Annotated in this window: 5 protein-coding genes and 4 pseudogenes; 5 read left to right on the forward strand and 4 right to left on the reverse strand. The window is 67.0% G+C overall.

Features of this window, described 5'->3' with window-relative positions:
- The first annotated feature begins 322 nt into the window (after positions 1-322).
- Both dnaE and V4Y04_RS02935 read left to right on the forward strand, forming a co-directional pair.
- A complete protein-coding gene (dnaE, locus tag V4Y04_RS02930; RefSeq protein ID WP_332425607.1) occupies positions 323-3,859 on the forward strand; it encodes a DNA polymerase III subunit alpha in 3,537 nt (1,178 codons plus the stop codon).
- 289 nt (positions 3,860-4,148) lie between these two features.
- Positions 4,149-4,744, forward strand: a pseudogene (locus V4Y04_RS02935) (transposase); the annotation flags it as partial.
- Between the two features lie 137 nt (positions 4,745-4,881).
- Here the strand turns inward: V4Y04_RS02935 and V4Y04_RS02940 are convergent.
- Entirely contained in the window at positions 4,882-5,889 is a 1,008-nt protein-coding gene (locus tag V4Y04_RS02940) for an IS3 family transposase (protein WP_332425434.1), read from the reverse strand.
- Between the two features lie 17 nt (positions 5,890-5,906).
- Entirely contained in the window at positions 5,907-6,290 is a 384-nt protein-coding gene (locus tag V4Y04_RS02945; protein ID WP_332425435.1) for a hypothetical protein, read from the reverse strand.
- A gap of 617 nt (positions 6,291-6,907) precedes the next feature.
- On the opposite strand from V4Y04_RS02945, the gene ltrA reads away from it, so the two are divergent.
- Both ltrA and V4Y04_RS02955 read left to right on the forward strand, forming a co-directional pair.
- A complete protein-coding gene (gene ltrA / locus V4Y04_RS02950; protein ID WP_332425608.1) occupies positions 6,908-8,542 on the forward strand; it encodes a group II intron reverse transcriptase/maturase in 1,635 nt (544 codons plus the stop codon).
- A 245-nt stretch (positions 8,543-8,787) separates the two neighbouring features.
- Positions 8,788-9,568: pseudogene (locus tag V4Y04_RS02955) on the forward strand (transposase); the annotation flags it as partial.
- A 246-nt stretch (positions 9,569-9,814) separates the two neighbouring features.
- On the opposite strand, the pseudogene V4Y04_RS02960 reads toward V4Y04_RS02955, so the two are convergent.
- Positions 9,815-10,640, reverse strand: a pseudogene (locus V4Y04_RS02960) (HARBI1 family protein).
- A gap of 310 nt (positions 10,641-10,950) precedes the next feature.
- On the opposite strand from V4Y04_RS02960, the gene V4Y04_RS02965 reads away from it, so the two are divergent.
- Positions 10,951-11,604, forward strand: coding sequence for a hypothetical protein (locus V4Y04_RS02965; RefSeq protein ID WP_332425610.1), 654 nt, complete (start codon positions 10,951-10,953; stop codon positions 11,602-11,604).
- 203 nt (positions 11,605-11,807) lie between these two features.
- Here V4Y04_RS02965 and V4Y04_RS02970 read toward each other — a convergent pair.
- Positions 11,808-12,202 (reverse strand): annotated as a pseudogene (locus tag V4Y04_RS02970) (transposase); the annotation flags it as partial.
- Between the last annotated feature and the right edge of the window lie 10 nt (positions 12,203-12,212).

The following is a 12,212-nucleotide window of genomic DNA, read 5'->3' on the forward strand; positions in this document are numbered from 1 at the left end:
GCGCCTTTCGTTGGTAGCTGCATCGATCGTAGTAGCGACCGCATGGTGCACCCCGCCGAGGCCTGCGGCAATGACGCCTTCAGGTCGGCCTTCCAAGACCAAGGGCGACAAAAGCCTCAAACGCCGTGCTCGTGTGTGGCGTTTGACGCAAAATCGACCAAGAGCCCGACGTGTTGGCCTCCCTGTTGCACCGCCAGCACCAGCACCTGGCCCCGGACGTGACCCGGACGCCACCTCCAACAGCAATGCGCCCGCCCACCGGTTGCAGCTAGCCTATCGGGACTCCCCTCAACAGTCCCCCTCGCACCTGGAGGCCAAAGCCGTGACAAAGCCGCCATTCACACATCTGCACGTCCACACCCAGTACTCGATGCTGGACGGCGCCGCGCGGCTGAACGACATGTTCAAGGTCAGCAACGAGATGGGCATGACGCACATCGCGATGACCGACCACGGCAACCTCCACGGGGCGTACGACTTCTTCCACTCCGCTCAGAAGGCGGGCGTCACGCCGATCATCGGGATGGAGGCGTATGTGGCGCCGGAGTCCCGCCGCAACAAGCGGAAGATCAAGTGGGGCCAGCCGCACCAGAAGCGGGACGACGTGTCCGGTGGTGGCTCCTACACCCACCTGACCATGTGGGCGACGAACAAGACCGGCCTGCACAACCTGTTCAAGCTCTCCTCGGACGCGTACGCGGAGGGCTGGCTGCAGAAATGGCCGCGGATGGACAAGGAGGTCCTCGCCCAGTGGTCGGAGGGCATCGTGGCCTCCACCGGGTGCCCCTCCGGAGAGGTCCAGACCCGGCTGCGCCTGGGGCAGTTCGACGAGGCGCTCCAGGCAGCCGCTGACTACCAGGACATCTTCGGCAAGGACCGCTTCTTTCTGGAGCTGATGGAGCACGACCTCGACCTCGAACACCGAGTCCGCGACGACCTGCTCCGGGTCGGCAAGAAACTCGGCCTCCCGCCGCTGGTGACGAACGACTCGCACTACACCTACGCGCACGAGGCGACCGCCCACGACGCGCTGCTGTGCATCCAGACCGGCAAGAACCTCTCGGACCCCGACCGCTTCAGACTGGCGGGAGGGGGCTATTACCTGAAGTCGACCGACGAGATGTACGCCCTGGTCAACTCAGACGTCTGGCGTGAAGGCTGCGACAACACCCGGCTGATCGCCGACATGGTCGACACCTCCGGCATGTTCGAGAAGCGCGACCTCATGCCGAAGTTCGACATCCCCGAGGGCTTCACCGAGGTCACCTGGTTCCGCGAGGAGACCATGCGCGGGATGCACCGCCGCTTCCCGGACGGCATCCCGGACGACCGCATGAAGCAGGTCGAGTACGAGATGGACACCATCATCTCGATGGGCTTCCCGGGCTACTTCCTCGTGGTCGCCGACTTCATCATGTGGGCCAAGAAGCAGGGCATCGCCGTCGGCCCCGGCCGCGGCTCCGCCGCCGGCTCGATCGTCGCGTACGCCATGGGCATCACCGACCTCGACCCGATCCCGCACGGACTGATCTTCGAGCGGTTCCTCAACCCCGAGCGCGTCTCGATGCCCGACGTCGACATCGACTTCGACGAGCGCAGGCGCGTCGAGGTGATCCGGTACGTCACCGAGAAGTACGGCGCCGACAAGGTCGCCATGATCGGCACCTACGGCAAGATCAAGGCGAAGAACGCCATCAAGGACTCCGCGCGCGTGCTGGGCTACCCGTACGCCATGGGCGACCGGCTCACCAAGGCCATGCCCGCCGACGTCCTCGGCAAGGGCATCGACCTCGACGGCATCACCAACCCCTCGCACCCGCGCTACAACGAGGCCGGCGAGATCCGCGCGATGTACGAGAACGAGCCGGACGTGAAGAAGGTCATCGACACCGCCAAGGGCGTCGAGGGCCTCGTGCGGCAGATGGGCGTGCACGCGGCCGGCGTGATCATGTCCAGCGAACCCATCGTCGACCACGCCCCGCTCTGGACGCGGCACACCGACGGCGTGACCATCACGCAGTGGGACTACCCGCAGTGCGAGTCGCTCGGCCTGCTGAAGATGGACTTCCTGGGCCTGCGCAACCTCACCATCATGGACGACGCCATCAAGATGGTGAAGGCCAACAAGGGCATCGACCTGGAGATGCTCGCGCTTCCGCTGGACGACCCCAAGACCTTCGAACTGCTCTGCCGCGGTGACACCCTCGGCGTCTTCCAGTTCGACGGCGGCCCGATGCGCTCGCTGCTCCGCCAGATGCAGCCCGACAACTTCGAGGACATCTCCGCCGTCTCGGCCCTCTACCGGCCGGGCCCGATGGGCATGAACTCGCACATCAACTACGCGGAGCGCAAGAACGGCCGCCAGGAGATCACCCCGATCCACAAGGAGCTGGAGGAGCCGCTCCGGGAGGTGCTGTCGGTCACCTACGGCCTGATCGTCTACCAGGAGCAGGTGCAGAAGGCCGCCCAGATCATCGCGGGCTACTCGCTCGGCGAGGCCGACATCCTCCGCCGCGTGATGGGCAAGAAGAAGCCCGACGAGCTGGCGAAGAACTTCACCATCTTCCAGGCCGGTGCCAAGAAGAACGGCTACAGCGACGAGGCCATCCAGGCCCTGTGGGACGTCCTGGTGCCCTTCGCCGGCTACGCCTTCAACAAGGCCCACTCCGCCGCGTACGGCCTCGTCTCCTACTGGACCGCGTACCTCAAGGCCAACTACCCGGCCGAGTACATGGCGGCGCTGCTCACCTCGGTCAAGGACGACAAGGACAAGTCGGCCGTCTACCTCAACGAGTGCCGCCGCATGGGCATCAAGGTGCTCCCGCCGAACGTCAACGAGTCGGAGCACAACTTCGCCGCCCAGGGCGACGACGTCATCCTGTTCGGCCTCGAAGCCGTGCGCAACGTCGGCACCAACGTGGTCGAGTCGATCATCCGCAGCCGCAAGGCCAAGGGGAAGTACGCCTCCTTCCCCGACTACCTCGACAAGGTCGAGGCCGTCGCCTGCAACAAGCGCACCACGGAGTCGCTGATCAAGGCGGGCGCCTTCGACACGATGGGGCACACCCGCAAGGGCCTCACCGCGCACTTCGACTCGATGATCGACAACGTGGTCGCGGTCAAGCGCAAGGAGGCCGAGGGCCAGTTCGACCTCTTCGGCGGGATGGGTGAGGAGGAGAGCAGCGAGCCGGGCTTCGGGCTCGACGTCGAGTTCACCACCGACGAGTGGGAGAAGACCTATCTCCTCGCCCAGGAGCGGGAGATGCTCGGCCTCTACGTCTCCGACCACCCCCTTTTCGGACTGGAGCACGTGCTCGCCGACAAGGCCGACGCGGGCATCGCCCAGCTCACCGGCGGCGAGCACGCGGACGGCGCGGTCGTCACCATCGGCGGCATCATCTCCGGCCTGCAGCGCAAGATGACCAAGCAGGGCAACGCCTGGGCCATCGCCACCGTGGAGGACCTCGCCGGTTCCATCGAGTGCATGTTCTTCCCGGCGTCCTACCAGCTCGTGTCGACCCAACTCGTCGAGGACGCGGTCGTGTTCGTCAAGGGCCGCCTCGACAAGCGCGAGGAGGTGCCGCGGCTCGTCGCCATGGAGATGCAGGTCCCCGACCTGTCGAACGCAGGCATCGATGCCCCAGTGATCCTCAGCATTCTCGAGAACCGGGTGACCCCGCCCTTGGTCACCCGACTCGGGGAGATCCTCAGCCACCATCGCGGCAACAGCGAAGTACGCATCAAGGTCCAAGGCCGACAGAAGACAACGGTGCTGCGTCTCGACCGACACCGCGTCACACCGAGCCCGGCGCTTTTCGGCGACCTCAAAGCACTGCTGGGATCCTCCTGCTTGGTTTGAAACCCGGTACGCATGTCCCTGCGCGGTGTCCCGCAGAGGCGCTGTCTTCACGAACTCCTGTACGGCGGCCCGCGGATGAGGCCGCTGGCTTGGGGAGGCGCCAGTGATGGCAGCGGCCCCCTGCGGGAGCGGGCTGCGGCGTCCCGTCTCGTCAGCTGCCAGGCTCCGCAATGCGCTGCTCGAGGGCTCGGCTACACGAAGGCCGCCGGCCTCGGGCACGCCTCCTTGACCTGCAACGATAGGACTTGCTGAGGGTCCTGTTGGCTGCGAGGAAAAGAGCACTTTCCAGGTGAGAGAGCCTACCGGGTCATACCCGTCTGTCCGGGTCCAGGGCGACGGCCGTCAGGTGGTCTCGCAGGCTGGCTCGGTCCTGCTGGTGGAGACGGTCCGCAAGGCCGGTCTGGACACCGCGATATCCGAGGCACTCGGGCCGTGGCGGAAGCCACGGGCCGTTCACGATCCCGGGAAGGTCCTCCTGGACGTCGCCCTGGCGGTCGCGTTGGGCGGCGACTGTCTCGCGGATGTCGGCATGCTGCGGGCCGAGCCGGCGGTGTTCGGGCCGGTCGCCTCCGACCCAACGGTCTCCCGCCTGCTCGACTCCCTCGCGGCCTCCGGGGAGAAGGCCCTGCGGGCGATCCGTTCCGCGCGGGCCGAAGCACGCGAGCGCGTCTGGCGAACGGCGGCCGGGCCGCGCCCGACACCGGCGGGATGGTGACCGTCGATCTCGACGGGGTACTGGCGATCGCGCACTCCGACAAGGAGGACGCAGCCCCGACCTGGAAGCGGACCTATGGTCACCACCCGCTCATGGGTTTCGTCGACCACGGACCGGGAGGCACCGGAGAGCCCGTGGCGGCTCTGCTGAGGCCGGGGAACGCAGGCTCGGTGCGACACGAGGTCGCACAGTTTGAGTGGTTGCACCGATTGGAGGTTCGACTGATGTCGAAGGTGTAGATCCGGGCCAGTGTCCAAGGCCCGTCCCCGCTTCGGAAGATTTCAAGTCCAGTGAGACGGTCGTGATGCTATGAGGTTTGTGGTGCGGGTTCGCGGCGCTTGGACGGGTCGTTGATCCAGGCCGTCTGGGGTATCTCGGGTGGTCGGGGGCGGCGGCCGAAGCGTTCGGGGTGGCGGGCGTATGCCTCGGCGAGGGTGACCGCGCGCTGGTCGCGGACCTCCTCGGCGGTCCCGAAGTGGACGGAGGCGGGTGTGTGCCAGCCGATGCCCGAGTGCCGGTGCTCGTGGTTGTAGTACGCGATGAAGGCGTCGAACCATTCGCGGGCGTGGGCCAGCGAGTCGAACCGTTCGGGATAGTCCGACATGTACTTCGTGGTCTTGAACGGGGCCTCGCTGTAGGGGTTGTCGTTGGAGACCTTCGGCCGCGAGTGCGACCTTGTCACCCCGAGGTCGATCAGCAGCTGGGAGACCTTCTTGCTCGTCATCGAGGTGCCGCGGTCGGCGTGCACGGTCTCGGGCACGATCCCGTTGCGGACGATGGTCTCGCGGATCAACTCCTCGGCCCGTTCGGCCGATTCAGCGGCCTCGACGGTGTGGCCGACGATGTAGCGGCTGAAGATGTCGATGATGACGTAGGCGTGATACCAGATGCCCTTTGCCGGTCCGGCCGCCTTGGTGATGTCCCAGGTGAACACCTGCGACGGGGCGGTGGCCACCAGTTCGGGCACCGCCTGGGCGGGGTGGGTGGCCTGTCTTCGGCGCTCGCCGGACTGGCCCTTCTCGCGCAGGATCCGGTACATCGTGGAGACCGAGCAGTGGTAGCGCCCGGCATCCAGCTCGCGGGCCCAGATCTGCGCGGGCGCCAGTTCGGCGTACTCGTCGCTGTTCATCAACTCCAGTACCGCAGACCGTTCTTCGGCCGTCAGGGCCGAGGGCTGGACCTGCGGCTTGCGGGGCCGGCGTGGTGGCGCCGGACGCAGCCGGCGGTAGTGGGTGGCCCGCGAGCGGCCGGTCAGCCGGCACGCCGCAGTCACACCCAGCACGCCCTCGACGCCGGTGAACGCGTCATCGGCCACCGGGGCGACGGCAGCGTTCAGTCCGCGCCCTCGGAGATCATTTCCAAGAGCGCGGAAGCTTTTCCCATAACCTCCAGCGCGGCCTTGTTCCGCGCCAGTTCCTTCTCCAGACGCTCCACCTGGCGGCGCAGTTTCTCGTTCTCCGCCTCGGCGGCGGACTTCTTCGGCCTCGCCGGGCTGGTGCGCTGGTCGACCAGCTTCTCCAGGGCCCCGGCGTCCCGCGCTGCCCGCCACTCCTTCACATGCGAGTGGTACAGCCGCTCGCGGCGCAGGACCGCGCCCTTCTCGTTCTGCGGGGCGGCGTCGTACTCGGCCACGATCCGCAGCTTGTACTCCGGGCTGAAAGTGCGGCGCTTCGGCCGGGGAGCCGGGTCGGATCCGGCGGACTTGCTGCTGGTCATGAGGGGGTGGTTCTCCTGTCGTGCCCTCTCAGGCTAACCCGCCGAAGCGGGACGTCTCACCCAAGGCTGACAGAGAGGGCTTCGACGTGCGTCACTGGCAACAGTGGGGTGCGGAGCTCGAAGAAGACGCCCAAGGGTTCCCGATCCGTCCGGGGGCCACAGGCAAGGGGAAGACCGGACGGGTGAACGCGAGTGAACCCCTGATGATGCCTCGTCACGTTTGGGCTCCGCCAGACGGAAGTCTTCAGCGGAGTGCAGGGACTGGCCGCGGAGAAGCGGTGGGTGCCGGTCGGACTGCGAACCGCCGACCGGGAGGACACCACCGTCCCCGGGGTATAGAGAGCGCCCACCCCGATTCTATCTCAACTGTGTGGAACGTGGAAACCCCGACGGGGTCCGCTCAGGCGACTGAGCGGTGAGCCGACTGCGAGGAAGGCCCAGCCCCCGGGCGGGAACAGGATGACCCAAGAAGCGAACGCCGGCAGCTGAAAGGCAGCGGGAAGACGGGGCAACACGTTCGGCCCTCCGCCGATCGCCCTGCATAACCGGCCGGATACGGGCACGTGCCCGAACTCGAAAGGGTGCCGACGTGGGTCGGGTGAGTCTGTGGAGACCAGATGCTCGAACACCCCGAACCGAGGGACAAGTTGGACGCCCCAGCCGAGGCTGCGGTGAACGGACCTGGGGACGAGATCACCGACTGGCTGGCCGTCGACTGGCAGCAGGTCGAAGACGACGTACGGCGACTTCGGCAACGCATCTTCACGGCATCGCAGGCAGGGGACCTGAAAAGGGTCCGCAATCTGCAGAAGCTGATGCTCCGCTCCCGCGCCAACACGCTGCTCAGCGTGCGCCGGGTCACGGAGATCAACGCTGGCCGCACGACCGCCGGGATCGACGGGAAGGTGGTGCTGCTGCCCCAGGGCAAGGCCGAACTGGCCGACTGGATGCAGCGATCCGCCGACACGTGGAGGGCCCGGCCGGTCAGGCGGGTGTATATCCCCAAGGCAGGAGGGAAGAAACAGCGCCCGCTCGGTATCCCGGTGATCATTGATCGCGCTCTCCAGGCGCGGGCCCTCAACGCGCTGGAACCCGAGTGGGAGGCACGGTTCGAGCCGAAGTCGTACGGTTTTCGGCCCGGCCGTGGCTGCCATGACGCCATCGAGGCAATCTTCAACGCGGTCGGGGGAAAGAATCCGCACCGCCGGTGGATTCTCGACGCGGACCTGGCAGCGGCGTTCGACCGCATCGACCACGACCATCTTCTCCGCCAGCTCGGCACGTTCCCCGCGCGGGAACAGATCAGGCAGTGGCTGAAGACGGGCGTGGTCGAGCGTGAACAACTCACCCCGACCGAGGAGGGAGCTCCACAAGGCGGGGTGATCAGCCCCACGCTACTGAATGTCGCCCTGCACGGGCTGAAACAAGCCGCCGGGGTCCGGTACTTCCCTGACGGGATGAGGCACGCGGGCAAGTCGGAGCCGGGCACCCCCGTGGTGATCCGCTATGCCGACGATCTGGTGGCCTTGTGCGTCAGCGGGGAACAGGCCCGGCAGGTCAAGCAGCAGCTCGCGGTGTGGCTGACGCCGAGGGGACTGGCCTTCAACGAGGACAAGACGCACGTCGTCCGTCTCGAAGACGGCTTCGACTTCCTCGGGTTCAACGTCCGCCGCTACCGCAACGGCAAGCTGCTGACCAAGCCCAGCAAGGCAGCGGTGCGGCGCATTCGCAGCAGGCGCGCCGCCGAGGTCAAGGCTCTACACGGGGCCAACGCCCAAGCGGTGATCAACAAGCTCAACCCCGTGATCCGGGGCTGGGCGGCCTACTACCGCACCGGGGTGTCCAAGGAGATCTTCTCCTCCTTGGACCACTACCTGTGGCGGCTCACCTACCGGTGGGGACTGCGGGCGCACCCGAACAAGTCGAAACGCTGGGTCGTGGCCCGGTACTTCGGCGCGTTCCACCACTCCAGACGGGACCGCTGGGTGTTCGGCGACCGGGACACCGGCCGCTACCTGGTGAAGTTCTCCTGGACGAAGATCGTCCGACATCGGCTGGTCAAAGGCAGGGCGTCTCCGGACGACCCGGCTCTGACCGGTTACTGGGCTGATCGGCGACGGCGGCGAAAGCCCCCGCTGGGGCCGTTCGTGCTGCGGCTGCTACACGCGCAGCACGGCCGCTGTCCCGGCTGCGGCACTCTGCTGCTGCACGCCGATCAAGAGCCGCAAAGTCCCACCGAGTGGGAGCAGTGACTCACCGCCGTCCGCAAGGCGATCCGCCGCACGGCGCTCGCCACTGAGGACGGCCACCCGCCAGACGACACCGCACGCTGCCTCATGCACGCCCACTGCGCGCGACGGCGCATCGCCGCCCGCGCACCGGGACCAGCAGTTCTGCCTGCCCGCGAGCCTTTGGGGCTTGCTTGAGCCGGGTGCCTGGAAAGCGGGCACGCACGGTTCTGAGGGGGCCCCGGCGCAGTAATGCGCTGGGGCTACCCGACAACACCGCGTCCGACCACACCACCGCCGCCCAACTGGCCCTGGCCCAGCTGCCAAAGAAGTACCGGCGTGGGCGCCGGACCCTGGTCCGCACGGACTCCGCGGGCGGTACCCACGACTTCGTCGCCTGGCTCGCCCAGCGAGGACGGTGGCTGTCCTACTCGGTCGGCATGGTGATCACCGAGGTCATCCACAGCCACGTCCTGAAGGTTCCGCCTCGGCCTGGACGCCGGCCGTCGGGGCGGACGGCGAGGTCCGTGACGGGGCCTGGGTCGCCGAGCTCACCGGCGACGTCCTGGACGGCCGGCCCGAGGGCGTGCGGCTGATCGTGAGGAAAGAGCGTCCGCATCCTGGGGCCCAGTTGAGGCTCACGGACGCGGACGGCATGAGGCTCACCTGCTTCGCCACCAACACGCCCGGCCGGCCGATCGCCGAGCTCGAGCTCCGTCACCGGCTGCGGGCCAGGGCCGAGGACCGCATCCGGGCCGCCCGGGCCACCGGTCCGCGCAACCTGCCCCTCAAGCGCATGGCACAAAACCGGGTCTGGCTGGAGATCGTGCAGATCGCTCTCGACCTGCTGGCCTGGATGCCCATGCTCGCGCTGACCGGCGAAGCCATACTCTGGGAGCCCCGCCGCCTGCGGCTTCGTCTGCTCAGCACGGCTGGACAGCTCGTGACCACCGGCCGCCGCCGGATCCTCCGCCTGGCCGGCACTGGCCCTGGACCAGCCACATCACCGCAGCTCTCGACCGACTCGCACTCCTCCCGAACCTCGGCTGATCAGCAGATTCACCCGTCCCTGCGAAAGAACCCTCCACCCCGGAGCAGTGGAACCCGGCGTCCGCCCGAGACGACACTCGGGACCTCAGCCTGCACAGCCTCAGACCACAGCACGAAAACGGTCCACCGACTCCGTCGGCGGACCGTCACGAAACTTCGAGGCTAGCCCTTCGGGCAGTCTACTCGCCTGCGCACACCGGCCCATTGAGCCTTTGCCAGTAATGGATCACGACGGTGTGTGATTGTTCAGATGGTGCGGTCGTACTCGAGCTGGAGCAGGACGAGGGCCGCGGCGGCGATCTTCGTGATGCGGCTGGGGTCGAAGCTGACCCTGCGCAGTGCCTTGAAGGTGGTCTTGAGCAGGGAGTTGGCGCGCTCGCAGACGCCGTGGATGCCGCGGATGACCTTGTTGTACGTCTGCTGGGCCTCGGTCAGCTCGCCTCCGGCGGGCTTCTTGTGCGGGTGCCGGAAGCCGTCGCCGACGTTCTCGTAGCCGAGGTCGACCAGGGTCGGCATGTCCAGCTCGGCCGCGATGCGGTTGAGTGCTTCGACCAGCCCGTGGTGGCGGGCGCAGGTGGTGTCGTGTTCCCGGCCCGGCCGTACGGGCGAGACCCAGATCGGCCAGCCGTCCGGGGTAGCGATGACCTGCACGTTCCCGCCATGGTGCTTGTGTTTTCCGGACCACCAGAGGTCTGCGCCGTTGGGACCCGGGGCGGCGACGCGGTCGGTACGGATGACCGTACCGTCGAGGTGCAGATGCGTCAGCCCGGCTGCCTTCGCGCGCTCCAGCGCGGTGGACAGGTCCGGTGCGCCGGCGGCCAGGACGGCCAGTACCTCGTGGAGGTAGCGGTATGCAGTTGAGGTCGACAGGCCATTGTCACGGGCGTTGGGCCAGGCGGGTGCCGTCGAGGAACCAGCGCAGCACGAGCACGGCCTGCTTGAAGCAGCCCAGCGCGCGTCGCCCCTTGCGGGTCCTGGTCACGATCCGGTGGTCGCGCAGGAGGCCGGCCAGGTACTCGGCGGTGGACCGCTTCACATCGAGCACGGCGGTGTACGTGACACTGGTCGGCATGTGAGGCCCCTCGGTCGGATCTTTCTGTCGCAAGATCGTTCCTACCAGGGGCCTCACGCCTGCCCGGACTTGGGGATACCACGGACCGCACGACACGCCGCTCGCTCACGGACGGTGGCCGACGGTTACTGGGAACAGCTCATTGCCCCCGAGTTGTAGCCTACCGTCCATGTTGAACGAAAAATGGAAGGCCTCGGAGAGTCGCTCTCGCCAATTGATGGCCCTTTGCGCTGCTGCTCCCTACGGAACTCAGCCTGGGCCGGCTCCCAAGTCGACACCCTCAACAGTCGAAGACCGGTGGTCTCTGCTGGTGTACGCGATCGCCGGAAGCACCGCGCTCGATCCCGGGGACATCGGACTTCGACATTTGCGTTTCCGAATATCCCAGTCGGCAAGCCCGGATGCCCTTGAAGGCTGGCTGTGTGCTTGCTTGCAGCGCTTGGGGCACGGAGTGCGCCGCGGATCACCGATCTCCATCGAGGAGAACGACGAGTCCGCCGAACTTCTCAGGAAACTACTGATCCGGAGCGCCACCAAGGATGCGACCGCAGACGAAGACCCGGTACTTCGCGCCTGGCACGCTGTGGAGTTCATCGACGCACACGTGAAGGAGCGCCCGGATGGACCAGCCACAGGCACGATTGAGACCCGGCGCTTCGCAAGCCTGCAACCCATGACTGCCGCCATCGATCTGGCGCTGACGGCTGCTGGCGGTGGTTACGCTCTAGGTGCCGCCATACGGTTCCGGTCGGGCACTGAATCACTTGCCGGAACCGTGGAATCACCTCTGTGGAGCCTCGACTCGGATACACAGACAGTTAGCGCAGGCCCCCCAAGCGGATACTTCGTCAGCGTAGTTGACGCTCACACCGGACTTCCGAGCGAGAAGACCATGACCATTTCGTCACGAGACGTATTCGTTCAGACTGATCCGGGCGAGGAGCCACGCCCTGAACGCCCGTGAAGTACACGACTTTTGTGTATATGGGTATCGCGCATGCCTAGCCTCGAAGTTTCGTGACGGTCCGCCGACGGAGTCGGTGGACCGTTTTCGTGCTGTGGTCTGAGGCTGTGCAGGCTGAGGTCCCGAGTGTCGTCTCGGGCGGACGCCGGGTTCCACTGCTCCGGGGTGGAGGGTTCTTTCGCAGGGACGGGTGAATCTGCTGATCAGCCGAGGTTCGGGAGGAGTGCGAGTCGGTCGAGAGCTGCGGTGATGTGGCTGGTCCAGGGCCAGTGCCGGCCAGGCGGAGGATCCGGCGGCGGCCGGTGGTCACGAGCTGTCCAGCCGTGCTGAGCAGACGAAGCCGCAGGCGGCGGGGCTCCCAGAGTATGGCTTCGCCGGTCAGCGCGAGCATGGGCATCCAGGCCAGCAGGTCGAGAGCGATCTGCACGATCTCCAGCCAGACCCGGTTTTGTGCCATGCGCTTGAGGGGCAGGTTGCGCGGACCGGTGGCCCGGGCGGCCCGGATGCGGTCCTCGGCCCTGGCCCGCAGCCGGTGACGGAGCTCGAGCTCGGCGATCGGCCGGCCGGGCGTGTTGGTGGCGAAGCAGGTGAGCCTCAGACTCGACCTC

The organism is Streptomyces sp. P9-A2, from assembly GCF_036634175.1.
GTDB classification, from domain to species: Bacteria; Actinomycetota; Actinomycetes; order Streptomycetales; family Streptomycetaceae; genus Streptomyces; species Streptomyces pratens.